26 protein-coding genes and 1 riboswitch are annotated in these 26,249 nt (G+C 42.1%); of the genes, 12 read left to right on the forward strand and 14 right to left on the reverse strand.

Translation table 11 applies throughout. The features are described from left to right. Nucleotides 1-91 precede the first annotated feature (91 nt). The 5 genes from nudF to ISG33_RS00545 all read left to right on the forward strand — a co-directional run bounded on the left by nudF (nt 92) and on the right by ISG33_RS00545 (nt 5,142). The gene (nudF, locus tag ISG33_RS00525) at nt 92-709 is read left to right on the forward strand and encodes an ADP-ribose diphosphatase (RefSeq protein ID WP_195731637.1); all 618 of its coding nucleotides are present in this window, start codon (nt 92-94) and stop codon (nt 707-709) included. Nucleotides 710-798: 89 nt separating this feature from the next. After that, nucleotides 799-1,239 carry a DUF1249 domain-containing protein gene (locus tag ISG33_RS00530; protein ID WP_195731638.1) on the forward strand — a complete coding sequence of 147 codons (441 nt, stop codon included), beginning with the start codon at nt 799-801 and terminating at the stop codon, nt 1,237-1,239. A 1-nt stretch (nt 1,240) separates the two neighbouring features. After that, nucleotides 1,241-1,855 carry a YqiA/YcfP family alpha/beta fold hydrolase gene (locus ISG33_RS00535; RefSeq protein ID WP_195731639.1) on the forward strand — a complete coding sequence of 205 codons (615 nt, stop codon included), beginning with the start codon at nt 1,241-1,243 and terminating at the stop codon, nt 1,853-1,855. A gap of 77 nt (nt 1,856-1,932) precedes the next feature. Further along, nucleotides 1,933-3,825: a DNA topoisomerase IV subunit B gene (gene parE / locus ISG33_RS00540; protein ID WP_195731640.1), complete on the forward strand. Its 1,893-nt coding sequence runs from the start codon at nt 1,933-1,935 to the stop codon at nt 3,823-3,825. Between the two features lie 15 nt (nt 3,826-3,840). Beyond that, nucleotides 3,841-5,142, forward strand: a complete 1,302-nt coding sequence (locus ISG33_RS00545; protein ID WP_229333401.1) for a YfiM family lipoprotein — start codon at nt 3,841-3,843, stop codon at nt 5,140-5,142. 5 nt (nt 5,143-5,147) lie between these two features. On the opposite strand, the gene ISG33_RS00550 is transcribed toward ISG33_RS00545, so the two are convergent. Then, nucleotides 5,148-6,113: a transposase gene (locus ISG33_RS00550; RefSeq protein ID WP_229333402.1), complete on the reverse strand. Its 966-nt coding sequence runs from the start codon at nt 6,111-6,113 to the stop codon at nt 5,148-5,150. A 199-nt stretch (nt 6,114-6,312) separates the two neighbouring features. Next, nucleotides 6,313-6,615: a hypothetical protein gene (locus ISG33_RS00555; RefSeq protein ID WP_195731642.1), complete on the reverse strand. Its 303-nt coding sequence runs from the start codon at nt 6,613-6,615 to the stop codon at nt 6,313-6,315. Between the two features lie 102 nt (nt 6,616-6,717). Here ISG33_RS00555 and ISG33_RS00560 point away from each other — a divergent pair, with 102 nt between their 5' ends. Continuing rightward, nucleotides 6,718-6,900: a putative motility protein gene (locus ISG33_RS00560; protein WP_195731643.1), complete on the forward strand. Its 183-nt coding sequence runs from the start codon at nt 6,718-6,720 to the stop codon at nt 6,898-6,900. Here the strand turns inward: ISG33_RS00560 and epmB are convergent. Next, on the reverse strand, nt 6,897-7,922 hold the full coding sequence (gene epmB / locus ISG33_RS00565) for an EF-P beta-lysylation protein EpmB (RefSeq protein WP_195732947.1): 1,026 nt from the start codon (nt 7,920-7,922) through the stop codon (nt 6,897-6,899). The two genes, ISG33_RS00560 and epmB, sit on opposite strands and share 4 nt — an antisense overlap. A gap of 32 nt (nt 7,923-7,954) precedes the next feature. Between epmB and efp the strand changes: the two genes are divergently transcribed. The 3 genes from efp to ISG33_RS00580 are packed head-to-tail and all read left to right on the forward strand — an operon-like array spanning nt 7,955 to nt 10,190. Further along, nucleotides 7,955-8,524, forward strand: a complete 570-nt coding sequence (gene efp, locus ISG33_RS00570) for an elongation factor P (protein WP_195731644.1) — start codon at nt 7,955-7,957, stop codon at nt 8,522-8,524. Between the two features lie 33 nt (nt 8,525-8,557). After that, nucleotides 8,558-9,559 (forward strand): elongation factor P--(R)-beta-lysine ligase, encoded by a 1,002-nt coding sequence (gene epmA, locus ISG33_RS00575; protein WP_229333403.1) that lies wholly within the window; start codon nt 8,558-8,560, stop codon nt 9,557-9,559. Between the two features lie 10 nt (nt 9,560-9,569). Beyond that, nucleotides 9,570-10,190, forward strand: a complete 621-nt coding sequence (locus ISG33_RS00580; protein ID WP_195731645.1) for a gamma-glutamylcyclotransferase — start codon at nt 9,570-9,572, stop codon at nt 10,188-10,190. 212 nt (nt 10,191-10,402) lie between these two features. Here the strand turns inward: ISG33_RS00580 and ISG33_RS00585 are convergent, their stop codons facing one another. The 4 genes from ISG33_RS00585 to ISG33_RS00600 all read right to left on the reverse strand — a co-directional run bounded on the left by ISG33_RS00585 (nt 10,403) and on the right by ISG33_RS00600 (nt 15,530). Further along, nucleotides 10,403-11,839 carry an aldehyde dehydrogenase family protein gene (locus ISG33_RS00585; RefSeq protein ID WP_195731646.1) on the reverse strand — a complete coding sequence of 479 codons (1,437 nt, stop codon included), beginning with the start codon at nt 11,837-11,839 and terminating at the stop codon, nt 10,403-10,405. 136 nt (nt 11,840-11,975) lie between these two features. Further along, nucleotides 11,976-13,616, reverse strand: coding sequence for an acetolactate synthase large subunit (locus ISG33_RS00590; protein WP_195731647.1), 1,641 nt, complete (start codon nt 13,614-13,616; stop codon nt 11,976-11,978). 119 nt (nt 13,617-13,735) lie between these two features. After that, nucleotides 13,736-14,344, reverse strand: a complete 609-nt coding sequence (locus ISG33_RS00595; protein ID WP_195731648.1) for a peptidylprolyl isomerase — start codon at nt 14,342-14,344, stop codon at nt 13,736-13,738. 4 nt (nt 14,345-14,348) lie between these two features. After that, a complete protein-coding gene (locus ISG33_RS00600) occupies nt 14,349-15,530 on the reverse strand; it encodes a methyltransferase (protein WP_195731649.1) in 1,182 nt (393 codons plus the stop codon). A 34-nt stretch (nt 15,531-15,564) separates the two neighbouring features. Between ISG33_RS00600 and ISG33_RS00605 the strand changes: the two genes are divergently transcribed. The 3 genes from ISG33_RS00605 (at nt 15,565) to ISG33_RS00615 (ending at nt 18,260) form a co-directional block, all read left to right on the forward strand. Continuing rightward, entirely contained in the window at nt 15,565-16,176 is a 612-nt protein-coding gene (locus ISG33_RS00605) for an alpha-ketoglutarate-dependent dioxygenase AlkB family protein (RefSeq protein ID WP_195731650.1), read from the forward strand. Between the two features lie 108 nt (nt 16,177-16,284). Further along, a complete protein-coding gene (locus tag ISG33_RS00610) occupies nt 16,285-16,596 on the forward strand; it encodes a BolA family protein (RefSeq protein ID WP_195732949.1) in 312 nt (103 codons plus the stop codon). 98 nt (nt 16,597-16,694) lie between these two features. Then, nucleotides 16,695-18,260 carry a SulP family inorganic anion transporter gene (locus tag ISG33_RS00615; protein WP_195731651.1) on the forward strand — a complete coding sequence of 522 codons (1,566 nt, stop codon included), beginning with the start codon at nt 16,695-16,697 and terminating at the stop codon, nt 18,258-18,260. A gap of 98 nt (nt 18,261-18,358) precedes the next feature. Here ISG33_RS00615 and ISG33_RS00620 read toward each other — a convergent pair whose 3' ends face one another. The 7 genes from ISG33_RS00620 to ccoG all read right to left on the reverse strand — a co-directional run bounded on the left by ISG33_RS00620 (nt 18,359) and on the right by ccoG (nt 26,153). After that, nucleotides 18,359-18,634 (reverse strand): peptidylprolyl isomerase, encoded by a 276-nt coding sequence (locus tag ISG33_RS00620; protein ID WP_195731652.1) that lies wholly within the window; start codon nt 18,632-18,634, stop codon nt 18,359-18,361. A gap of 3 nt (nt 18,635-18,637) precedes the next feature. After that, nucleotides 18,638-19,579, reverse strand: coding sequence for a class I SAM-dependent methyltransferase (locus tag ISG33_RS00625; protein ID WP_195731653.1), 942 nt, complete (start codon nt 19,577-19,579; stop codon nt 18,638-18,640). An 18-nt stretch (nt 19,580-19,597) separates the two neighbouring features. After that, nucleotides 19,598-20,320, reverse strand: coding sequence for a thiol:disulfide interchange protein DsbA/DsbL (locus tag ISG33_RS00630; RefSeq protein ID WP_195731654.1), 723 nt, complete (start codon nt 20,318-20,320; stop codon nt 19,598-19,600). Between the two features lie 344 nt (nt 20,321-20,664). After that, nucleotides 20,665-21,288 (reverse strand): thiol:disulfide interchange protein DsbA/DsbL, encoded by a 624-nt coding sequence (locus ISG33_RS00635; protein ID WP_195731655.1) that lies wholly within the window; start codon nt 21,286-21,288, stop codon nt 20,665-20,667. 178 nt (nt 21,289-21,466) lie between these two features. Further along, on the reverse strand, nt 21,467-23,389 hold the full coding sequence (locus tag ISG33_RS00640) for a TonB-dependent receptor plug domain-containing protein (RefSeq protein WP_195731656.1): 1,923 nt from the start codon (nt 23,387-23,389) through the stop codon (nt 21,467-21,469). 52 nt (nt 23,390-23,441) lie between these two features. Beyond that, a riboswitch (cobalamin riboswitch) is annotated at nt 23,442-23,679 on the reverse strand. Nucleotides 23,680-23,746: 67 nt separating this feature from the next. Continuing rightward, nucleotides 23,747-24,721 carry a serine/threonine protein kinase gene (locus ISG33_RS00645; RefSeq protein ID WP_195731657.1) on the reverse strand — a complete coding sequence of 325 codons (975 nt, stop codon included), beginning with the start codon at nt 24,719-24,721 and terminating at the stop codon, nt 23,747-23,749. Continuing rightward, a complete protein-coding gene (ccoG, locus tag ISG33_RS00650; RefSeq protein WP_195731658.1) occupies nt 24,714-26,153 on the reverse strand; it encodes a cytochrome c oxidase accessory protein CcoG in 1,440 nt (479 codons plus the stop codon). Before ccoG ends, ISG33_RS00645 begins: the two co-directional genes overlap by 8 nt. Nucleotides 26,154-26,249 lie beyond the last annotated feature (96 nt).

Below are 26,249 nucleotides of genomic sequence, written 5' to 3' on the forward strand. Positions count from 1 at the left end.
ATAACACCTCCAAGTGTAACAGAATGTAATATTTAAAAGTGCAATTCGAGACTTTATGGTTTAGTTTAGTCGAAAATTCAGAGAGAAGATCATGACCTTTACATTAAATTACAGTAATGATGACGTTAATGTACTTTCAAAAAAAACCGTTTTTAAAGGTTTTTTCACAATGAACCGTTATGAGGTAGAGCATAAATTATTCGATGGCAGTATGAGCCGCGTTATGCAGCGGGAAATGTTCGAGCGTGGACATGCGGTTGCAGTCTTACCTTATGATCCTGACACCCAAGAGTTTGTATTAATAGAGCAGTTTCGACTTGGGGCTATGGAAACTTGCGAATCACCTTGGTTGATAGAAGTGATAGCAGGAATGATAGATGAGGGTGAGAGCCCTGAAGAAGTTTGTCATCGTGAAGCGAAAGAAGAGTCGAATATCGAAATGAGTGAATTAACTAAGGCGCTCACGTATTTATCAAGCCCCGGTGGAACAACAGAACGTCTGCATATATTTATGGGGAAAACTGATTCAACAAAAGCCGGTGGTGTGTTCGGCTTAGCGTCCGAATCCGAGGATATTAAAGTTCATAGAGTGCCAGAGGCGACGGCACGAGCTTGGCTTGAAACTGGACGAATTGATAATGCAGCTGCAATTATTGCGCTACAATGGTTTTTCTTAAACAAGGCAACACTTCTGGCCAGTTGGCGCTAGCCGTTAAACAAATAACGATGATAGAAATTAATAAGGACACACCCTTTTATTAATTGCAAACATAAGAATGAGTGGTATTTAGTCTATATATGAGTTTGAGAAAAAAGTACGTTCCCCATCTGCCCAGTATTTTGGCAACATGCGAGCAAAATTACGCATACGCACTTCGTTTGCTACCTGATTGCGATTCGGAGTCTCTGTCTTATCAGTTTCAGATAAACGATTCGTTAAGCTATAGAATTACTATCATCGAATCGACGCGTTATACCTCCACAATTGAGATGGCTCAATTCACAAAGAATGCCCCGGCATTTTTACAACCCTTAATGGAAGTTCGTTTGTATCATGATGCTAAAGTGGCGGAAGTGTTAAGTTGTCAACGCATCTCTCGATTAGAGCCGTCATACGAGTATCCGAATTTGAATATGCATCAACGGAATGAAAAGCAAATGGTAAATATATTTCTAGCAGAGTGGTTGCAGTTTTGCCTCCAGCAGCATCGTGAAGTCATCACGACTAACCAGGATTGACATGAATCATCTAATTTATTTACACGGATTTTTAAGCTCGCCTGCATCTCAAAAAGCGCAGCAGGCAAAACGGTTTTTTTCTAGTCAACATCCAGATATCACAGTGCATATTCCTACGTTGCTTGGAGATCCCGATTCTGCGGTAACAACAGTTTCAGCGCTTTTCCAGAGCATTCATACACTTGAATCAGAAAATAAATCCGTTAACCAGGACACACCGCACATTGCATTTATTGGTAGTTCTATGGGAGGGTTTTTGTCTACCTATTTTGCCGAAAAGTTTAATTGTAAAGCGGCGCTCATTAACCCGGCAGTGAGGCCTTTTGATTTAATGGCATCGTATTTGGGGAGCCACATTAATCCTTATACAGGTGAAGAATTTGAGATAACACCTGCTACCATTCAATCATTACGTAATTTGGACACACCCATTTCGCGCGATTTAGAACGTTACATGGTTTTCTTGCAAACAGGTGATGAAACCCTAGATTACAAATTGGCTGTAGAAAAATATGGAAGTAGCTTGTGTAACATCGAGCAGGGCGGTGATCACAGCTATGTAGGTTTTGAAAATAAGTTACCTCAAATTGCGCGTTTTCTTTTTCCGAGAAGTTAAAATATACGAGCTCATGAATTGCCGCAAAGGCTCAGTCTTGCTACTATCGAAGCATACAAAATTTACCGAAAACACATATGTCTACTCAATATAACTCTGACGCTATTGAAGTCCTAAACGGACTTGAACCAGTAAAGCGTCGGCCAGGAATGTACACTGACACAACTCGGCCAAATCATCTCAGCCAAGAAGTTATCGACAACAGTGTGGACGAAGCTTTGGCTGGACACGCTACAACTATTAAAGTGATTTTGCATACCGACCAATCACTAGAGGTTATTGATGACGGGCGTGGTATGCCAGTTGATATTCATCCTGAAGAGAAAATATCAGGTGTTGAGCTGATCATGACTAAGTTGCACGCAGGTGGTAAGTTTTCCAATAAAAATTATGAATATTCTGGCGGTCTGCATGGTGTTGGTATTTCCGTTGTTAACGCACTATCCACCAGGGTAGAGGTAAACATTCGGCGTGATGGCAATGTGTATCAAATGGCGTTTGAAAATGGAGATAAGGTAGAAGAACTCTCCGTTGTTGATACATGCGGTAAACGCAACACCGGCACGAGCGTGCATTTCTGGCCTGATGCAAGCTATTTTGACTCTTATAAGTTTTCTGTCACGAAGCTATTGCATGTGCTTCGTGCGAAGGCGGTTTTATGCCCTGGCCTGAAGATTCGTTTCGATGATAAAAATACAAAAGAAAGCACTGAATGGTACTACGAGGATGGACTGCGTGACTATTTATACCAGTCAGTAAAAGAATATATTACCTTGCCAGATGATAGCCCTTTTGTTGGTCAATTTTCCGGTAATGGCGAGGCCGCTGACTGGGCCGTAATGTGGCTGCCTGAGGGTGGCGAAATGGTTACTGAAAGCTATGTTAACCTAATTCCTACCGCACAAGGTGGAACGCATGTAAACGGTTTGCGTCAGGGCTTACTTGATTCTATGCGCGAGTTTTGCGAATTTCGTAATTTATTGCCCAGAGGTGTCAAAATCACCGCAGATGATATCTGGGATCGCTGTAGCTATATATTATCAACAAAAATGCATGATCCTCAGTTTGCAGGACAGACAAAAGAGAGGCTGTCTTCACGCCAAGCATCAGCTTTTGTTTCTGGTGTTGTAAAAGATGCTTTCAGCCTTTGGCTCAATCAACACACTGACGTTGCTGAACTGCTGGCAGAAATGTGTATCAATAATGCACAGAAACGTCTTCGTCAAAACAAAAAAGTAGCAAGGAAGAAAGTTACCTCAGGCCCAGCTTTGCCCGGCAAACTCACTGACTGCTCATCTCAAGACATAAAATATTCAGAACTATTTTTAGTCGAAGGTGATTCTGCAGGAGGGTCAGCAAAGCAGGCCAGAGACAGAGAATTTCAGGCCATCATGCCTCTGCGTGGAAAAATTCTAAATTCTTGGGAAGTCGATTCCTCTCAGGTACTTGCGTCTCAGGAAATTCATGACATATCGGTGGCGCTGGGTATCGATCCTGACTCGGATGATTTAAGTGGGCTGCGTTACGGGAAAATATGTATTTTGGCCGATGCTGATTCAGATGGTTTACACATTGCAACGCTGCTGTGTGCGCTGTTTGTCAAACACTTTCGAACGCTAGTGAACCGAGGTCATGTGTTTGTTGCTATGCCGCCTCTATTTAGAATTGATATTGGTAAAGAGGTTTTTTACGCCTTGGACGAAAGTGAACGCCAAGGTATTTTGGATAGAATCGAAGCTGAGAAGAAGCGCGGTAAAGTAAATGTTCAGCGTTTTAAAGGTCTGGGAGAGATGAACCCTCTTCAGTTACGGGAAACGACGATGGATCCAAATACTAGACGCTTAGTGCAGTTGACGGTTGACGATGCTGAAAACATGTTGGAGTTGATGGATATGTTGTTGTCGAAAAAGCGCTCCCCTGACAGGAAGGCGTGGCTGGAGAGCAAAGGAAATCTTGCGATAATTGATTAATACAACCTATCTCTTATGATAAAACGCACTCTAAAAATTGCTACTTTTACCCTGCTTTTATTAGTGGTTGTGTTTGTGGCCTTGATTATTGACATCTCGCCGACGGTTGAGCGTCAAGCTCATGAGCAGGTGGAGAATGCTGAAGATGTGAACTCGCTAATAAGTCAACTGAGAGGCGGGCTGAAACAGCGATATTCTACACAGCGTATTGATATAACCCTCAATCAAGCCGAAAGCCTTATTGGTTTTGCTCAGCGGGCGCTTCCGAATTTGGCAGCGGAAATTAACTTGTCGGATGGACTTGCTTCCATAAACATGTCATATAAATTGCCTTCATACCTTTTCGGGACACACCTCAATATTTCCGTAGAGACAATTAGTAGCGAATCTCTTGTCGTGAAATCTGTTAGTGTGGGAGACATTTCCCTTCCAGGTGCGTGGGCCTTGTCGTGGGCTGAGTCTGCAGCAAACTCTTATACAGAGAGTGAAATAGCGACCGTGGCTATTTCACAAGTATCGAAGGTTACAATATCCTCCAATAATATAAATGTGGTCGTTAATCCAATAGATACTTTCTTAAAAGAACTTAAAAGTATTAGGGTTAGCGGCAAAGATGAGATGGATGAATTACTTCGAATTAAAACTGCGCATTACTTGCGATTATTAATAGACTTGAAAGCTCCTGCTAACCTTAATGCGGACACGTCCCTTAGCTATTATTTGCATCACTTAATGAAGGAGGCAAAATATCTCAGCCAAGACCCAGAGGGTGGTCAATTGAGTTCGGCGACATTAGAAAATGAGGCTGCAATATATGCCCTAGGAATTTACGCTGGCCATCGGCGTTTTTCTTCTTTAGTTGGGGATTTATCATTTGCGGTTGGCGATTCAACTTTTAAGCAAGTTCAACCTGTTTTAGCTGGGCGTAAGGATCTAAGTTTGCACTTTATATTTTCTGCTGTCATAAAGCTGATGTCTCAGCAAGACATTAGTAACGCAGTTGGTGAGTTCAAAGAGTTAATGGATAGGGGGGAAGGTGGCTCAGGCTATAGCTTTGTGGACCTTGCTGCTGATATGGCGGGAGCGAATTTCGCCGCACTTGCCGTTAATCCTCACACCGCATTGCAAGTTCAAAACATAATGTCTCTTGACGCGAATGAACTCTTGTTTTTCCCTGCAATTGACGAGCTAGAGGAGGGCATGGATAAAACTGAATTTCGTCAAAAATATAGTAATATTGAGAGTGATAGCTATAAACGTGTTGTTAACGAGATAGACGCCAGAATAAAAATGTTGCCTTTGGGTTCCGCGCCTTAATTATTTCATGGAAAAAGTCTTGTTGCGTTTCCCACACCTTTAATTCTCTTCTGGTTTATTCTATTTTTAAAAGCAATTAATGAATCAGCATTTCCTGCTACAAAGCCGAAAGCTTCTTCAAAACCAATACAAAGTTCTTCCCAGGCGCTAGGTGCAATACCAAATTTTGCTAATGAAAAAGAGGCTACATTTTTGCCTGATGTACCTATGGTTTTAGATGTCTGCTCAACCAATTCCAGATAGGAAAATAAATCGAAAGGGAGATGTTTACCGAATTGTTCTCTCTTTGTCTTGAACGGGAGGAGTTCAAAGGGTTGTTTTCCTATCCGAGCTTCTATAAGCCTCTTTCTAATGCTTGTATACTCTGAGTTTGAAAGCGATGATGATGCGCCGACTCTTAATGGATTTAGTTCAACATACACCATGCATGCGATAAGAGCCTTTTCGTCGAGTAAGGCCTGAGACTTGAACCTAGCTTCCCAAAATTTTCCTTTGCAGTCGTCTTCCTTATTTGCTCGTGTTGCAATTTCTTGATTAAGCTCTTTCATGAATGTACTGATACAACTTAGTGATTTTCGACGTCGCATTATTTCTTTTTTAACAGATGCTCGGCCTAAATCAGTAAGGCCTTCTTCGCCATATCGTAGGTAGTGAGTTTCTTCAGCGGTAAGTTTGTGTATTGCTCCCCATCTTCTAAGAACCTCAATATTTGAGAGCGTTTCAGCTCTACTGTCATCGACAAATAGCACCAGATGAGTGTGATTTTGCATGATTGCGTATGCACAAACATCGATGGTAAAAAGCCTGGTTAGCATTATAATGCGAGCTTCTATCCAGTCCCTTCGATGTTCATAATTTTTTCCTGTGGCAAAGTCCTTTCCGCACAAGAATGCCCGTCTGACACACCGCGTCATGCAATGATAGTACTTAGTTTGTGACAAAATAACTTGCTTTTTTCTCGGTGTGGCCATTACTCATTCCTTTATTTGGCTATATGTCGATAGTAAAGGATGAGTATTAATATTCTAACTGTCGGGCAGTACAGTTTTGGCATTAGCTTAACCTCTCTGTGGAAACCCTTCTGTGGACACGCCAAATTGGCTTAAGAGGGTAAATCTCAAAAATGTCCTTTGGCGTCGGGAAAAGAGTGCTAGTTCTGAAAAAAGTGAATTACAGAGTCGATTTGAATTTGTCTAAGGTAAGGAACATGCTTTGAATTTTTTGAATAATAACTTGAAGTTGTTCAGTATCAACTGCACCGCCTTTCTCAAATTCAGTAATATCTTCCGCTAGCTCTTCAACATAGGGGTAGAAGCGTTTTTTTCTGGCTGAGAACAAAGAATCATCGCCAAAAATTACGGTAAATTTACCCTTGTTTGCTTTTTGGAGTTGATCGAGGGCTTTGTCTGCATCCAATGACTTTCTATAAATTAGCTGCATGTTTTCAGTGATTTTTGGGAGGATATCTTCCATTTTATTTCTCTATTCTGTTAAAGACTCTGGCACGCTAGCCGATATAAAGTTGTGCAATTGTGCACATTTTAATTGTTGCTACAAGCAATATAAGGAAATGGTATGGATATTTCAGGTGCAGGCACCTCTGGTGTATCCGGTGCGTTGGAGATCAAGTCGGCACAGTTGGCCAAAAACCAAATTGAGCAAGAAGGTCAAGCTGCGCTTCAGTTGCTAGAAGCAGCCGACGTACCACAACAATCTGCGAACTCAAACTTAGGGTCAATTATTAATACCTATGCCTAGGGTTGTAGATTGAGATCTATCGGCGTTTTGCTGGGTTGTCCACCGATTTCTCTAACGAGTTTCGGGACAAGAAATCCCGGCAATCGCTTTATTAGCTCTTGCATCACTGCGACCGCGTCGGCCTCACTTACTTCAAAATGAGCCGAGCCTTTTACTCTATCGAGTAAGTGGAGGTAATACGGCAGCACACCAAACTCAAAAAGCTTTTCACTCAAATTCTCTAGAGTACTTACACTATCGTTAACGCCTTTAAGAAACACAGCTTGATTTAGCAGTGTTACGTTGTTTTTCTTTAAGCTCTGGCATTTGTGAAACAGCTTACCGCTGAGTTCATTGGGGTGATTTATATGCAGCACCATTACTTTTTGTAGTTTGCTGGCGGTCATGATGTCAATAAAATCATTATCGATGCGATTTGGAATGACGACCGGCAGCCGTGTATGGATCCGTAATCGCTTCACATGCTCTATATTTTCTAATTTACTGATGACCCACTGAAGATGCTCATTTTTTGCCATCAAGGGATCGCCGCCCGAAAATATCACTTCGTTTATGGATTTGGCCTGTCCAATGTACGACAAGGCTTCTTCCATCGACTTTCTATTAAGCGTATTTTCGCTGTAAGGGAACTCTCTACGAAAACAATATCTGCAATTTACTGCGCAGCCAGTTTTTATCATCAATAAGGCTCTGTTGCTGTATTTGTGTAAAAGCCCAGTAACAGCATTTCCTTGCTCAAGAAGTGGGTCGGATACGAAACCAGGTGTGTCCTCATACTCATCAATTAGAGGTAACACCTGTTTCAATAGAGGGTCATTAATATTTCCCTTCTCCATAAGCGTTGCGAAATGGTGAGGAACCCTCATGGCAAACAATTTGCGAGCCGCTGTATGTTTTTTGGCAATTTGAAGGTCAAGTTCTAGAAAATCAAACAAAGATTCCAATGTAGTAAAGCAATTTGACAATTCTTTTTGCCAGTTAGACTCTACAGCGATAAGATTTTTAGGTATTATTTGGTTCACAGATATGCTCATTTTTAAACTTAAGAGGAAATATGGCTAATTTCAGCACAAACGAATTCAAAGCGGGCTTAAAGATAATGCTCGATGGCGAACCTTGCAACATTCTTGAGAATGAATACGTCAAACCAGGCAAGGGCCAAGCATTTAATCGTGTTAAAATTCGCAAGTTAATCTCAAATAAAGTGCTTGAAAAAACCTTCCGTTCAGGTGAATCAGTAGAAGGTGCTGACGTGCTTGATATAGAGCTATCTTACCTCTATTCCGATGGCGAGTTTTGGCATTTTATGAATAATGAAACTTTTGAACAAATTGCCGCGGATGAAAAAGCACTCGGTGATAGTATTAAATGGCTAGTAGAGAATGACCTTTGTACTATTACCTTATGGAACGGGACACCTATTTCTGTGACTCCGCCCAACTTTGTCGAACTTGAGATTGCTGAAACTGACCCAGGTCTGAAAGGCGATACAGCGGGTACAGGTGGGAAACCAGCAACCCTAACAACGGGTGCGGTTGTACGAGTTCCCTTGTTTGTGCAAACCGGTGAAGTGATAAAAGTTGACACACGAAGCGGAGAGTATGCTTCGAGGGCTCAAAAGTAATCGCGTTAGTGATTTCGCGGTCATGCCGAGCCAATGATGACAGATAAACCCGACTGGCGGCCCAGTGCTAACATCGCGAATAATAAAATGAAAAACGAAGTACTCCATCAAATTAGGCAGTACTTCGAATTTCATAATGTACTCGAAGTGGACACACCCATATTGGGAAGATCTACTATTACAGACGTCCATCTTGATGCGATGTCGACTGTTCATACAAATCCGCTTTCCACTCAAAAAACTCAAATGTATCTTCAGACTTCCCCTGAATATTTTATGAAGCGGTTGTTATGCTCTGGCTATCCGTCTATTTTTCAAATTGCAAAATGCTTTCGCGATGATGAAGTGGGGACACACCACAATCCGGAATTTACGATGCTGGAGTGGTATCGATTAGATTTTGCGATGGAAGAACTTATTCACGACGTAGAGTCAATATTGCGACTCACTTTAGGGGTTGATGGTATTGAAGCGCTTTCTTATCAAGAAGCGTTTAGCAAATATTTGTCGATAGACGTATTCGGTGTGTCCCTTTTGGAGCTAATGGAATTTTGCGAACAACAGGGTTTTGAGCACTATGTGAACAGTGTTAAACAAATTGGTGATGACGATTCTCGTAAAGATATGTTATTGCAGCTTCTTTTCAGTGAGAGAATTGAAGCGAAAATTGGCAATATCTTGCCAACGGTCATAACTCATTTCCCTGCCAGTCAGGCTTCGCTCGCAAAGCTGAATATGGCTGACTCTAGGGTTGCCCAACGCTTCGAGGTTTATTACCGAGGTATGGAGCTTGCAAATGGCTTTGAAGAGCTCGGTTGTGAACGAGACTTACGAACAAGGTTTGAACGCGATAACATACAAAGGTCCTGTTTAGGGAAAGCTACACGGGATTTAGATGAAAAGTTTCTTCAGGCTCACTCATACGGCTTGCCAGCTTGCTCTGGAGTGGCATTAGGTATCGATCGGCTACTCATGATTAAGAGTGGCGCCAGTGATATTGGTGAAGTTCAAACCTTTTCTTACGAGCGAGTCTAGAGTTAAACAAATGACACATAAGCTAGATTGGCTCCATCAATGCGACAAGGAATATATCGTATTAGCATATGGTAGTCTGCTCAATAGAGCTAGCAGAGAACAGCATAATGACGTTTACGCTGATGGTCTAGGCGTTATGGTGCAAGGATGGGAAAGGAGTTGGATTACTCGTTCTGAATCAGAGAAGCAAAGCTATGTGGGTGCTCGGCCCAATATTTCGATATCTCTGAGTGCATTAGCTCTCCCCATGATGATAGATGAAAAGTTGGTGGCGCGAGAAAAGGATTATCGATTTACCGAGGTTGATTTCTCTTGTCTGCACTTTGATACAAGTCTCCCTCAACACTTACGCGCCGAACTTTCTAAAAAGAAATTTGTTATCTGTGAAAGTTTACTACGCCATGAACCAAACCATTCATACCCCGTCAATCAGAGCTATATCGATACTTGTTTAGCTGGCGCGATTGAGTCAGGTGGTCAAAAATTTGCTGAGCGCTTTGTAGAGACAAGCTCGGGGTGGGACAGTCTATATATCGTAAATGACAGGCACGCCCCTATGTACCCTCGATTCGCATCGCTAAGTAAGCGCCTTCATAATACTATCGATATGCTGCTACAAAATTATCGATAGTTCGACGGCGCATTATCTGTAAAAGCTCATTGCTATTGTTGAAAGGCTAAAAGGAATGATGCTTTGATTAGACTCACTAGTCTTTATAACTATCTATGGCTTTGGTAAATCGTTGGTTTGGACACACCAATTTCCAATTAATTAGTTAAAAACGATAATTTCTGATAATTGGGTGTGTCCTAATAACCTAGTTCGCTAGTCTGTTTGACCAGCTACTGTGGTGTTCGAAGTACCATTAATCTGATTTCAGTCATATCTTCAATTGCAAACTTAATACCTTCTCTACCCAGACCGGATTCCTTTACACCACCATAAGGCATATTGTCGACGCGCCAGCTCGGTACATCTCCTATCACGACTCCGCCAACATCCAGCGTGTCCCAAGCTTGGTATGCTTTATAAATGTCACGTGTAAAAATACCAGCCTGAAGGCCAAATTGACTATCGTTAACTAAATGTAACGCTTCCTCAAAATCACTGAATTTGCTAATGACTGAGACCGGACCAAAAGCTTCTTCAGCATTAATATCACTGTCTGATGGTACATCCTCCAGCAGAGTCGCTTGCAGCATCAATCCATCTCTTTTACCACCGCAAAGAAGCTTGGCTCCTGCATCGACGGCTGATTTTATCCAGCTCTCTAGTCTTTTTGCTTCTGACTCAGAAATCATGGGGCCAATAAAAGTATCTTCGTTGAGCGGGTCGCCATGCACTAAATTAGCCACCTTCTCTACGTATTTAGCTTTGAACTCCTCATAAACGGCATCGTGGATATAAATTCGCTGAACACTTATACAGCTTTGTCCTGATTGGTAATAAGCACCAAACACTATTCTTTCTACAGCGTCATCTATGTCAGCGTCGTGATCGACAATACAACCCGCGTTGCCACCAAGTTCTAAAATGACCGGCTTTTTACCGGCTTTAGCCTTTAATTCCCAACCAACACTCGGTGAGCCTGTGAAACTTAGTAGCTTAAACCTATCATCTGTCGTGAAAAGGTCAGCACCATCTCTGCTGCAGGGTAGGATAGAGAAAGCTCCTTCTGGTAAATCGGTTTCTGCTAATATATCGCCAATAATAAGAGCGCCAATTGGCGTCCTACTAGCAGGTTTTAACACAAACGCACAACCTGCCGCTATTGCCGGTGCTATTTTGTGGGCCGCTAAATTTAATGGAAAATTAAATGGTGAAATAAAAGAACAGGGTCCGATAGGCACTTTTTTATATTGACCTTGGTAACCTTTGGCGCGCTCAGTTATTTCTAGATTCATTACTTCGCCTTCGATTCTTACCGATTCTTCCGCAGCAATCTTAAAAGTGTCAATGAGGCGAGTAACTTCACCTCGGGCATCTTTTATTGGTTTTCCTGCTTCAATACAAAGTGCATATGCCAGTTCGTCGTATCTCTCTCGAAAACGATTAACACAGTGTTCCAGGATTTCTTGTCGCTTAAATGCTGGCATCTTATTTAGCACTTTTTGGCTATTTTCTGCAGCTTCAATTGCTTTATCAATGATTTCAGCATCAGCTAAAGCTACTCTGGTGGCAATGTCACCGGTATATTTGTTTGTAACATCTAGGTCTTCGTTTGCGTAAATGGCTTTATTTGCCAAATAGTATGGGTAATGCTTGGCTAATTTTTTCATTGTTTCTTCCTTATTCAGACACACCAATTTAAGAACAGTCTCAAAACGTGAGCGCACTACATACACATCAAAAACACAATGTGGTGTGTCCTCGTAGTGCAATTTGGTGTGTCCTAGTAGTGTGCTCTCACAATAGTTAGAGCTTTGAACTAAGTGTGCGAATTGTTTTATTCAATGTCTCGTCATTCAAGCTGTAGTCAACGGGCACGTCGATTAAATGGACCGCAGGATCATTTAAACAAGCTTCTAGTGTGGGAAGTAATGCATCTGTAGCATCAATTCTCCAGCCTTTGCCGCCGTACGATTCAACGTACTTAACGAAATCAGGGTTTCCATAGTCCAAACCATAGTTTTCGAACTCCATATTCGCTTGTTTCCACTTGATCATGCCATAAGCATCGTCACGAAGAATGATGACTACAATATGAAGCTTTAATCTCACGGCAGTTTCGAGTTCTTGGCTATTCATCATAAAACCACCATCGCCGCATACTGTAATCACCGCCTTCTCGGGATGAACTAACTTTGCAGCCATAGCAGAGGGAAGGCCAGCGCCCATTGTTGCTAGCGCGTTATCAAGAAGCAATGTGTTGGGTAAAAATGCAGGGTAGTTTCGAGCAAACCAAATTTTGTACACACCGTTGTCTAGTGTAACAATACCGTCTTTTGGCATCGCTTTGCGTACTTCTCTTACAAACCTTTCGGGTAAGATAGGGAAACGGTCGTCGTCTTCCGATTCATTTCTATGAGTAACATAAGCATCATGTACATCTTGATAGAAACCTAACTTCCAGCTCTCTTGCGGTTGAATTTTTTCTTTAATCTGCCAAATACTGTTGGCAATGTCCCCAATGACTTCGAGTTGAGGAAAATACACTGGGTCAACCGATGCGGAATCGAAGTTAATATGTATCACTTGCTTACTATCGTCTTCCATAAAGAACGGCGGTTTCTCAACCACATCGTGTCCAACGTTGATAATCAGGTCAGCTCGGTCGATGACGCGATGCACAAAGTCGCCCGACGAGAGTGCAGTGTTACCCATGAACAATTTTCCACTCTCGTCTAACACTCCTTTGCCCATTTGTGTTGTGATATAAGGTACGCCGGTTTTGTCCACAAACTCTTGCAACATCTTTGCTGTTAGCTTGCGGTTGGCCCCCGCACCTATCAGCAATACCGGCGACTTAGCGTCTTCAATCATTTCGACTGCACGGTGTATTGCTTTATACTCTGCGATAGGGCGGCGGGTGACACTTGGTGTAAGCACTTTGGCCGAAGTATCTTCTGCTGCAATATCTTCAGGCAGTTCTATGTGTACCGCGCCAGGGCGTTCTTCAGATGCTAACCTAAAGGCTTCACGCACGACGGACGGGATACGGTCTCCACTAACGACCTGCGTGGTATATTTGGTAATTGGACGCATCATGTCTACTACATCAATGACTTGAAATCGGCCCTGCTTACTTGTTTTTATTGGTTTTTGACCAGTAATCATCAGCATTGGCATCGCACCGAGTTGAGCGTAGGCGGCTGGGGTAACTAGGTTGGTGGCCCCTGGCCCGAGAGTAGAGAGGCAAACGCCCACTTTACCCGTAAGTCTGCCGTAAGTTGCTGCCATGAAGCCAGCGCCCTGTTCGTGACGAGTTAGCACCAGTTTAATTGAGGAGTTCCTCAGAGACTCAAGCAAGTCGAGGTTTTCTTCCCCAGGTATTCCAAATATGTATTCAACGCCCTCTGCTTCTAGCGCTTTTACCATCAAATCTGATGCTTTCATGTTATTTCCTTTTCGCGTTAAGAAATTTCAGTATAGATTGGTCAAGCCAACATACATATTCAATTAAAGCATAAAGTATTTTGCTGAAATTGAGCTAACACGAAGAGTATAGAATCAAATCAATGGTCTAGGGGTAAAACCGTTGCTTTTATTAAAATCACATCTTCTTTAGGAGTGTCTTGAAAGCGAATTGTTGCCTTGTATTCTGTTTCAATTTCTGAGAAAGCATCTATCACTTCGGTACCATCTGTGACATAGCCAAAGACTGTGTAGCCCCATCCTTTTCCTGGGTTGAGGTTGTCATTGTCTTTGAGGTTAAAGAAAAACTGTCTGGTTGCACTGTGAGGATCGTCTTCACGTGCCATCGAAATGCTATACATGTCATTTTTTAGGCCATTGCCAGATTCATTAATGATTGTTCTCGATGTTTTTCTTTCCTTGAAACCCGTTTCGTAGCCACCTCCTTGAGCAATATAATTTGGGATGACTCGATGGAAAATAGTGCCATCATATTCCTTTCTCACGACGTAACTGAGAAAACTATTTACGGTTGCAGGTGCGCGCTTGCGATTGAGTTCAATAATGAAATCACCAATAGATGTTTCTATTTTAACTAGCGGATAGTAGTTATCTGCTTGAATATTAGCGCCAGGTTCCTTGCTAGATTTAGCCGAAACATCCCCAGTGATGATGAATATTGCGGTTAGAATGAATATGATTTTTTGCATCTAATTACCTCGCCTTGTAGGTCGATAAAACACTGAATTTCTTATTACTGTCAATGACTTGATAACCACCAAATAGTTTTTTTAGCTTTTGATGGTAGTCTAAATGACGATTACCAACAATCCTTAATTCTCCGCCTTGTTTTAGCGCGGACTTTGAGTCGCTAAACATTTGTGTGGCAACATGGTCAGTCACTGCATTTTGTTGATGGAAGGGAGGATTACATAAAACTAAACTGTAATCGCGTGGCTCTTCCTTCAATACTTCTTCTAAACAATTACTTACGAAAAAACTAGCCCTATCCAAAGAGCCTAAATGGGCTAGCAGAGTCTGTTTGGCGGATTCGATTGCCATAAAGGATTCATCAACAAAGGTAACGTGCGCATCTTTATATTTATCTAATATGGACACACCAAGCACGCCATTTCCGCATCCTAGATCGATGACTCTTGCTCCCTCAGCGTTAGGGAGATTCTTCAGTAAAATTCTGGCTCCAATATCAAGGTGATCTCTGCAAAAAACGTTTGCATGGTTGTGAAGTGCAAAGGGAATGAGGGGGTCCTCTACAATGCTAGGGTAAGGACTAACATGAGGTTCTTTCGTTTCAAATTGAGAAAATATCAGTCTAGATTTCTTTTTCGCTAAGGAGGTAGTTGTTTTACCTATATGCTTTTCAAAGAGTTTTAACACGGAATTTTGTACCGATTTGACCTTACCTGCGGCTACGACTTTTGTATCTTCATTTATGACTTTTGATAAATTAATCAACTGATACTCGAGCAGTGCGAGTGACCTTGGGATTTTCAACAGAACAAGCTTGGGTGCTGCAGGCATGAGAGTTGCGAGATTTGTTAATGCGTCGCAAAATGTAATGCTCTCGGGATTTAAGTCATTAATTAGCATGTTAGTCATCAGACTTTTATGGGAAATCCATGAGTCGGATATAAAGACTGGTTTTGCTGAATGGAACCAGCATGACAGAGCTCCAAACTCGTCGTTTAGAATAATAAGTGGTGTGTCCTTATTACTACTTTTTTCGCTTGAAGTGCTGATCAAATTACAGTCTTCAATATGTTGAATGATGTATTCATCAGCCGAGTCCCATGCTTGCAAGCTTACATGTTGGTGCTTTGCGGGGTAGCGTTCCAAATGTAAAGTGCGCTCAAATGCGCTAAAGTGCGTATTCATCAACAACCTTTGTTAGCTTCTTATCATAATATCTATGCAAAAAAGTCTTTTTCCTCAAAATGAGTTACAGAGTCTACCGCTCGCCGATGCAAAGGTACACTACTTGGAGAACTGGCTAGACGAATCTCAGTCCAAATACTTCTTTCAAAGCTTACACAACTCGTTGGATTGGAGTGAGGGTTTTATTAAGCTATTTGGTAAAACTCATAAAATACCGAGGCTCCAGGCGTGGTATGGCGATCCGGGAACTGATTATGCGTATTCGGGTGAAACAATGAAATCGCTTAATTGGACACACCAACTTTTAAAATTAAAAAACCTGGCTGAGCAAATATCAGGCAAAAGATTCAATTCTGTGTTGGCTAATTTATATCGTGACGGCAGTGACGGAATGGGAATGCATTCAGACGACGAACCTGAATTAGGACACACCCCAACGATTGCTTCCGTGTCTTTAGGAGAAACACGGCGCTTCGACTTTAAACACAAAATCAGTGGTGAAAAGTACAGCATTCAGTTACGCAACGGCTCTTTATTGCTAATGTCCGGCCAAACTCAACGGTATTGGCTGCACGGGATAGCGAAAACGACAAAAGTACACGCTCCTAGAATCAATTTAACTTTTCGCCACATTATTAAAAAATAAATTCGTACATGATTTCAACTTGTAAAGAAGTTAGTATGTTTGACGATAAGTTGGTGTGTCCTCATAGTGATAGACATACCAAAAAACTACAGAAATAAGGGAAGAATGATGAGTGTACAAAAAGCAATTGAGGCAAAATTACAGCAAGCCTACTCTCTTGAGTTTCTCTCTGTAGAGAACGAGAGTCACATGCACAATGTACCCGCCAATTCTGAAACTCACTTCAAGATAACTTTAGTTTCGAACGACGTAGTGGGGCAGAGGCTGATCCAGCGCCAAAGAAGCATAAATAAATTACTGGCAGATGAACTCGCTGGGCCTGTGCATGCGCTCGCCCAACATATTTATACTGTAGATGAATGGAACAAGAAAATGGGTGTGTCCCCACAATCGCCAAATTGCCTCGGCGGTGGAAAATAGAAATTTGGCGATATTGAAGCAATTAACAATCTCTTAAAAGAAATTTACTTTCAATTCTGCTAGACTCCGGCCACTTTTGAGTTATTTGATATTGATATATGTTTAATTTAATTAATGGCACCCAAGGAAACGTCAAAAACGACATCCTTTCGGGTATTACCGTTGCACTGGCGCTTGTTCCTGAAGCTGTTGCCTTTGCTTTCGTCGCTGGCGTAGAACCAATGGTCGGCCTATATGCGGCCTTCATGATGGGTCTAATAACATCTGCAATTGGTGGCAGACCAGGGATGATATCCGGTGCTACAGGTGCAATGGCAGTCGTGATGGTTGCGTTGGTGGCGCAGCATGGCGTTCAATACTTATTTGCAGCGGTGCTACTTGCTGGTTTACTGCAAATACTTGCTGGAATTTTTCGTTTAGGAAAGTTCATTAGACTTGTTCCCTACCCAGTTATGTTAGGTTTTGTAAATGGCCTTGCAATCGTCATTTTCCTTGCTCAATTGGGGCAATTTAAAATAACTAGCCCCTTAGGCGATCTGGAGTGGATGTCGGGCTCGATGCTTTACATTATGCTTGGTTTAGTCGGTTTGACGATGGCCGTAATTTATCTACTACCTAAGTTGACTACCGCAGTTCCAGCCTCTCTAGTTGCCATCGTTGGTGTCACTCTGCTTGTTCATGGGCTTGACTTAGACGCCAGAACGGTTATTGATTTCGTGCGCGACATGGTACCGGAAGCCCAAAAAGACAGTGTTACCCTTGCTGGTGAATTACCGAGTTTTAGTATTCCGATGGTCCCATTTAACCTTGAAACGCTTTACATCATTCTGCCGACTGCGGTGATTTTGGCCTTAGTTGGCCTAATCGAATCTTTACTAACACTTACCTTAATAGATGAAATGACCGACACTCGAGGTCAAGGTAACAAGGAGTGCGTTGGTCAAGGTGTCGCCAATACCGTAAATGGTTTTTTCGGGGGCATGGGTGGCTGTGCGATGATTGGCCAGAGTATGATTAACATCAATTCTGGTGGCCGTGGTCGTCTATCAGGTATTACTGCTGCATTGGTATTGCTTGGTTTTATTCTTTTCGCAGCCCCCCTGATTGAAATGATACCGCTAGCTGCCTTGGTTGGTATGATGTTTGTTGTCGTTATCGGAACTTTCGAATGGGCATCATTTAGAATTATTCGCGGCGTTAATAAGGAAGACGCTTTCGTACTGTTTTTGGTCACTGGTATAACTGTGATAGCTGATCTGGCAATTGCCGTTATTGTTGGCGTTATCGTTTCTGCTTTAGTGTTTGCATGGAAGCACGCCACACACATTATGGCTAAAACTCATACCGATGAAGACGGTTGGAAGGTCTACGATTTAGAGGGGCCATTATTCTTCGGTTCTGTTTCTCATTTTAGGGAGATATTCGACCCGCAAAATGATCCTGAAGATGTGGTTATCGACTTTAGAGAATCACGAATTTGGGATTCATCCGGTATCGATGCACTTGATGGGCTTGCCGACAAATATAAAGAACAGGGAAAAAAGTTACATATAAGGCACATCAGCTCTGAATGCCGAGTTTTGCTTAAAAAGGCAGGTGATTACGTTGAAATAAATGTGAATGAGGACCCGCGATATAGGGTCGTTTCGGATACTCTCGGGTAGTTGATTCTTAAATTAAGTTCATCTACTTGATATGCTGTTTGTTATTGTAAAAGGGAGCTAATGTAGCTCCCTTTTGTATTTGCTAACCGAGGTCAGCTTTAGTTTCGGTAAAGTGTTTTAATTAAATGGAAGCCAAATTTAGTTTTGATGGGGCCATGAACAACCAATAGTTCTTTTTTAAAAACAACATTATCAAACGCTCTCACCATATCGCCCTGCTTAAACTCGCCCAAATCGCCACCCTTTTTTGCCGAAGGGCAATCACTATACTTTTTCGCAAGAGCTTGAAAGTTAGCTCCACGATCAAGTTCTTTCTTGATTTTATCAGCTTGAGCTTTAGTTTTTACAAGAATATGGCAAGCAGCAGCTTTCATGCATTAACCTACTTTTTTAAACAAGAGAGTCATACGATTCGACTCTCCAATAGCGTCGACTGCAGCTTTTAACTCTGGGTCATCGGCAGTGCCATTATACGATGGCGGTAGGCGCCAAACGATGTCTTTTTCTGACGGTAGGTCTTTAGCGTTAGCATTGATATTCGATTCGTCGACTAACTCAAAACCAGCATCAGTAAACGCTTTAATTACTTGAGATTTCTTAAGGTAACCGGCTCCGCCATTTGCCCATTCATCACTATTAGCCTCAGGGCTTTCATGTTGAACAACGCCTACCAAGCCATCCTCTTTGAGCAGTTGATGCGCAGTTTTCAGTGCTTGCGTCATTGTACCTGCTTCGCCTTCAAATCGATTTAGGTTATGTAATGCCCTGACAAACAATACGCGATCAACGGTGCCGAATAACTCCTGTGGTGCTGATGCAAAGGTGAAACCACTTGCACTTGGCATCTTTTCACCGAACTCACTGATCATTTCTGGAAACTTAGCAGTGCGAGCTATCATGCTTTGCATGGCTTCCTCAGAAAAGAACCCGAACATCGGCCACATATCTTCATTATAATTAATCCCATGGAGTTGCCCCTTTTCTCCTAGATAAGTGGCAAGGATTTTGGAATACCAACCGCCACCGGGTAGTGCTTCGGCTACTGACATGCCGGGCGCAACTCTGAAGAATGATAGTGTTTCGACAGGGTGGCGAGCTTCATCTCTTGCTTTCTCGTCTTCACTACGAGAATTTACCGCGGCAGAGAGTGCAGTTGTGTCGACGCTGACCACTCCATTGTCTTGTTCGCTCATTTGAGTCTTCGGTGACTCTGTATCTACGCTTTCGATAGATGCATCTTTCGATGAGTTTTCGGTACACGCGCTGAGACCAATCAAAGCGCTCAATATTGCAATTGAAATTGTCGATTTATTTAACATGGTAATCCTTTTCTTTAGTTATTGTTGTTGACTTAGCCACTTGATAAGTTCAATGACATCTTGTGCATTCATATCTCGTGTGAATGTTGCCTGATATTTTCCATTTACAATGAAGTTGGGAACACCGTTTAAGTCCTCTCTGTTTGTATCAATGAGCGCATTATTGGCCTCATAGATGGCGACAACTTCGTCACTCTCGGCGGCAGCAAGAAAATCTTTCTCAGAAACGTTTAAGGAGAGAAAAATACTTTTTATATCGTCTATTGTAGTTATGTTTTGGCGTTCCTGATGTATTTTAGAAAATATGGACGCGTTTACTAAAGTCTCATTATTCAAATGTCTTGCGATAGCCATTCCAAGGGTTGCTAGCTCTTGTGATTGCTTTGAAGCCAAACCCATGAAATTAACATGTACTTTCTGAAATGCCACTTCAGTGCCAAGTTGACGTTCTATTTCTTTTGCTAGCGGCTCAAAGTTATAACAGGCAGGACACCAAAAAGAGAAGTATTCAACCACAACAGGACTCTGCGTCAACTCTTGCTCTAACACCTTATAATGAGTGCCTTCTTTCCAAGGTACTAGCACCGAGCTTTCAATTGAAGCTTGAGTGGTATTTACTTCGCTTTGAGCAACCGTCGCTTCAGAACTACTCGCCTGATTTTGAATATCGTCTTGCTTCTCACAAGCACTTAGAAAGACTATAACGAATAGAGCAAATAGGGGATTACAAACTGATTTCATAGCAAATTTTCCGTTTTGTTTTGTAAAGAGTATAGATGTTTTTGGCGCTTGGTAAACTAATTAAGTCAACAATTACTTGTAATTAGGACACACCAAATAATTGTTATGAGGACATGCCAAACAGATTTGAATCTTCTAAAAGGCCTAAAAGGCCTAAAAGGCCTAAAAGGCCTAAAAGGCCTAAAAGGCCTAAAAGTGCAGAAAGTGGCTTACTTGTATTTGAGTTAGGTGTGTCCTAATAAATGTAGTGCGTTCAAAAACATTGCAGCTAGGTGTGTCCTCATAGAGAAAATTAGGTACAAAAAAAGCCCTTGCAGGGCTTTTTTAAAATGTCGAATTATCGACTAAGGCTGTTTGGTTAGCCACACAATTAATTCAACAATTTGGTCTGTGGTCATATCTCTGCTGAAGGTTGCTTGATACTTACCATTCACGATAAAGTTTGGAACACCAGTTACATGCTGTCTAAACTCTACGACTTGTTTGTTGTTTTTATTTGCTAAACTTTTCACGCTGAAACTTTTCGCTAACTTATCGAACTCTTCACCATCAACTCCATTAACCACGAAGATGTTTCTTAGGTCCTTCAAACCAGTAATTACCGAACGCTGTTGGTGGATATAGTTGAAGATGGCTCCATTGAGCTCTTCTTCTTTCTTAAGTGCTCTTGCGATCACCATCGCTGTAGTGGCGTTTTCTTGTACTTCAGGGCCTGCCAAGCTCATGAAATTGACATGCACTTTGGTGAATTTTACGTCTTTGTCCAAACCATCTTTAATGTTTTTTACCAAAGGTTCAAAACGGTAACAGGCAGGGCACCAAAAAGAAAAAAACTCTTTTACTTCAGGTTTGGCGGTTCTGGTTTCACTGATCACTTTATAGTGTTTACCTTCTTGCCATGCATCTTGAGCATTTGCATAAAAGGGGAGTAATACAACCAGCAAAAATAGAGAGAGAAACTTCTTCATTAATAGATTCCTTTGTTAACGCAAGTTTTTGCGCCTGTCATTTGTTAGCCCTAGAGTATCATAAAGCCGAAAATCAGTTCAAAAAAAAAGGCCAAACTGCGGTGCTAATCTGGCCATATTCATTTTCTGTTCAGTTCTACATTACGGCTTGATCTGCTTTAGGTCGCCATTCACTCAATTAGTTCCATTCATATTGAATATTAGCCATGACTCGTCTTGGTTGACCAACAAAACCAAAAACATCTTGATAGCCTTCGTCGAATAAGTTGTCGACACGAATGCTTAGCCCCCATTCTTTGTTCAATTGAGCACTATAATTTGCACTTACTAACCAATAAGGCGCTAGTTTTACTACTTCAGATGGCAGCGGGAAAGGCGGAAAGAAACGGTCAGTTTTGCTACCACTATAATCGCCCTGCAAATAAAGCCTGTGAGCTTCAGAAAAGGCATAGTTAAGCGAAATAGAGCCAGTATGGCGAGCTCGTCTTAACTCCACTTCCGTCGGAGCTTTGGAATCGAGGTAGGCATAACTCGCAGACCATTGCAGATTTTTATAGTCTCCTGCCAGAGTTAACTCTACACCTTCTCTAGTGCTTTGCTCGTCGATATTGTCTGCAGTGAATCCGCCTGTTGAAGCGTCAAAAACAAAACCGTTGATTTCATTGCGAAGCGCTGTATCGAAGTAGGTCAATTCCATATTCACAGCCTTATTAGCTTGATATTCGAGACCGACCTCATTTGAATAACTAGATTCAGGGCGTAATGCTGGGTTACCTATGAAAGTGCCTGCAAAGAAGCCAAAGCGTTCAGTGAAGCTGGGGTTTTTTATCGCCTTCCCTCTGCTAACAAAGACCTTTACATCTGTGCTTAGTTGACTGCTTAAGCCCAACCTGAAGCTATTGGCATTGTCAAATTCATCGCTGTTATCACGTCGAAAGCTAGCGCTTAAATATGTTTGCTCAAAAATCGCATATTGACCATCACTTAACACAGAAAGTGTTGTGTTGTTTTGTTCTTGATTCGGATCGCCAAATCCAATAGGGCCGCTTTGTTCAAAGTCTTCTTCAACAGCATCAAGGCCAAAATTGATAAAGTTATGAAATTTATTTTTGGTGTGTCCCAAACTCGATAAATTAATGAAATTTAGCCATGTAAGGCGCTGAGTTTGCCCTTCAGTTCCACCAGAAAAAATGCCGCTAGAAAAGTTATCACTGGCATTGTTGCTTACTTGATAAGCTAAGGACTGTGACCACATACTGCCTTTGGGCTGATAAACCCAACGTAGTAAGGAGCTGAGAGTTTGCCCTTCACTGTTGTTGTCAGCATCGGTTGGAAGGCCAGTATTTACAAAGTCTACGCCGTCGAATTCACTTATAAAATCAACAAAACGAAGATTTGCTACAATTTTATGTTCATCGTTTACATCATATTCAAGGTTAGAGCTAATGCTTGTATTTTCATACCCGTCTTTCTCGTCACCTTGCAGTGAAATGTTTGCACCATCGGTATTAAAATGATTTGCATTCAATGAGAACTTTAGAGCATCTGTGGCTTTTGAATAGTTGAGGCCAAGCTGCTTCGTTGCTTGGTTTCCCAAGCCCAAATTCGCGCTAAATGCTTGCCCGGAACGGGCTCGTTTAGTCGTGATAGATATCACACCCGACACCGCACTTGTGCCCCAAAGCGCACTTTGTGGGCCTCTCAACAATTCGATTTCTTGAATATCCGACACCAGCAAGTGAGCAAAATTGACCAAGCCACCTTGGCCTAGGTCATTGATTTCAACACCATCAACCAAAACCAGTATATGATTGCTCTCACTGCCTCTAAAGCGCAATTCAGTGAGTGTTCCGGTGGGCCCTGATTGACTCACGTTAACGCTGGCAAATCTTCGTAATAAGTCAGTCAATGACGTTGCACCAGAAGCTTCTATAGTCGCTTCATCAATAAAGGAGACTGAGCCTGCTAAGCTTGATTTATCGATAGGGGCGCGAGAGCCTGTGATGCTTATTTTTTCTATGGAAGTAGATAATTGTGTTTGCGCATGGGCAAGATGACTTACGCCCAAACAGAGCGCTAGTGTGGATAATTTTAATTTCATGTTGGATATATCTCTGTGTATGCTCCGCCCGAGCATGACAAAAGGTAGGCACAATGCCCAGTTTATCAAGGCCGGTATCCGGGCTTATCTATCTTGGACGAAGCTAGTCGTGCCAAGCTACTTCATCACCTTCCCGCGCAAATACGCAGTGGTTGACCTCGAAAATCGATGTATGAAGTAGTGGTAGTTTTACCAATATATTTACCGTTGCGGGGGCAGCTCTAGCTTTCCACTAGCTTCCCGTTTACCTCATTGAGCTAACAATGAGCACCTTGAACGGGCGCTAGTATAATGGGATATACTAATTTTTATAGGCTTATTTAGCATTTTATTCGGATTAGATATAACCATTAGAAATTACAGTTTGAGTGGCGCTTCTTGAAGTGCCGAATATTGTTCTTTTAAGGCTAAAATTTGGTTTTCCCAATATTTATCTTCAGCAAACCATGGAAACGCCTGTGGAAATGCCGGATCTTCCCATCGTTGACTCAACCAAGCCATGTAATGCACCATTCGCATAGCTCGAAGCGCTTCGATCAGAACGAGTTCATTGGTGTCGAAAGAGTGAAATTCGTCATAAGCTTCAACTAGCGTATCGAGTTGAATAAATTGCTGCTGCCTATCGCCGGATAACATCATCCATAAATCTTGAATCGCAGGGCCTGTTCTACAGTCATCAAGATCAACGAAGGTTGGTCCATCGCGCCAAAGTATGTTCCCGGGATGCAAATCACCGTGTAATCGTATTTGTGTAAATTGCTGGCTAAATTTCATTTTTGTTTCGCTAATCACCATGTCCAAAATAGTATGGAAAGCCGTTTGCAAATGATGTGGCAGCAATGAGCCATTTTCTAAGATTTGTTTTGGTGTGTCCAAATAGCTGGTGGTGTCAATTTGTGGACGATGTTTGAAAGACTTCGCTTGAGCAACCCTATGAATACGGCCAATAAATCTCCCCATCCATTCCAGTTGGTCAAGATTGTCTACTTCAAACTGCCGCCCGCCAGCCGATGGAAACACGGCAAAGCGATATGCTTCATGATGATGTAACGTGCTCTTATTTGCGCCTAACTGCAAAGGAGCAACAACAGGTATTTCTTGATGAGACAGCTCCAAAGCAAAGTCATGTTCTTCCTGAATTTGCGAGTCGGTCCAGCGCTGTGGGCGATAAAACTTAACGACGTAACGCTTGTTATCTTCAGCTAAAAACTGATAGACCCTATTCTCGTAGCTATTTAAGGCTAGAAGCCCAGATTCGGCACGAATATCTACCGTTTCTATTGCATCCAATATAAGGTCAGGATTGAGTTTCGAGAACGTAAAATCAGACATCAGTGAAAATGAACTTACTGTTTTCTTGCACTGCTACGGTTTCGCCATTCTCATCTTTTGTTTCTAGCCGGAAAGTAAACTCTGTTACTTCTTCACTTAAAGCATAGGGGTCAACGGTTACACTCATTGGCAAGGTATATACGTCACCACCTTTCACCTCTACCTGCGATAAGCCCACATAATTCGCTCCTTCTATACCACTTATAGAAACTGTAAATACTCTACTTGCCTGCGATTTATTGAGAATTTTTAGCGTATACACATTCTCGATAAGGCCTTGATTTGTTTCTCGGTATAGGGAGTTTCTATCCTTTATAATATCTAGCTCAAGGGGGGCTCTTGAATAAATGTCAACGACTAACAGGCTGGTCATAATGAAGAGTACAAATGCGTAACCGACTAACTTGGGGCGTACTATTTTTGTAGTACCGCCACTTAATTGATGCTCCGAAGTAAAACTGATCAAGCCTTTTTCATAACCCATTTTGTCCATCACGCCATTACATGCATCAACACAGGCGCCGCAGTTGATACATTCGTATTGCAAGCCGTTGCGTATATCAATGCCGGTTGGGCAAACTTGGACGCATAAATTACAGTCTATGCAATCGCCAAGGCCTTTTTCGGCCAGTTGCTCTTTACTGACTTTCCTAGAGCGAGGTCCCCTTTGTTCGCCTCGTTCGGGGTTGTATGCAACGGTAAACGTGTCCTTGTCGAACATGGCAGATTGAAAGCGTGCGTATGGGCACATGTGGGTACACATAATTTCGCGCATGTAACCGGCATTGCCATAGGTACATACAGTAAAGAAAATGATTGAGAAGCCTGCCCAGAAGCCAACATGTAAAGTAAAGAAATCGATGAACAGTTGGTCAATAGGACTAAAGTAGCCAACAAAGGTAATAGAGGTAAGTAGCGCAACAAGTATCCATGCGAAGTGTTTTAAGAATTTTCGAGTGAATTTATCGAGATCCATTTTGCGCTGATCAAGCTTCATTCGTTTATTTCTACTGCCCTCTATTTTTTCTTCAAACCAGATATAAATGAAGGTCCAAGTTGTTTGTGGGCACATAAAACCGCACCAAACACGACCGGCAAAAGTGGTCACGAAAAATAAGGCGAATGCAGATACGATGAAAATATAAGCCAATATTGTGAGATCTTGTGGCCATAGCGTCATGGCGAAAATGCTGAAGCGCTGTTCGCCGATGTCAAATAGCACTGCCTGCGAGCCCTTATATTGAATCCAAGGGATAATAGCAAAGATGCCCAGAAAGATGAGGCCAAAAAAGCGCCTAATATTTTCCAACATACCCTCCACGGCTCTCACATATATGCGGTTTCTCGCCGAGTAGGTATTGGCGTCACTGGCCTGTTTTGGCTTGTGGATCTTAACCGGTGTGACATCTTTGATTTTAATTTTTTCGGTCATTGAAGACTCCGATAAATGCAGAAGAACAGCCTCTCGACTTATATTCGGAGTATATCAAGTTGTTGATAGAAAATGTTATTTGAGATCAAGATAATG

Origin of the sequence: Marinibium conchae, from assembly GCF_015595035.1 — a bacterium.
GTDB lineage: Bacteria > Pseudomonadota > Gammaproteobacteria > Enterobacterales > Alteromonadaceae > Glaciecola.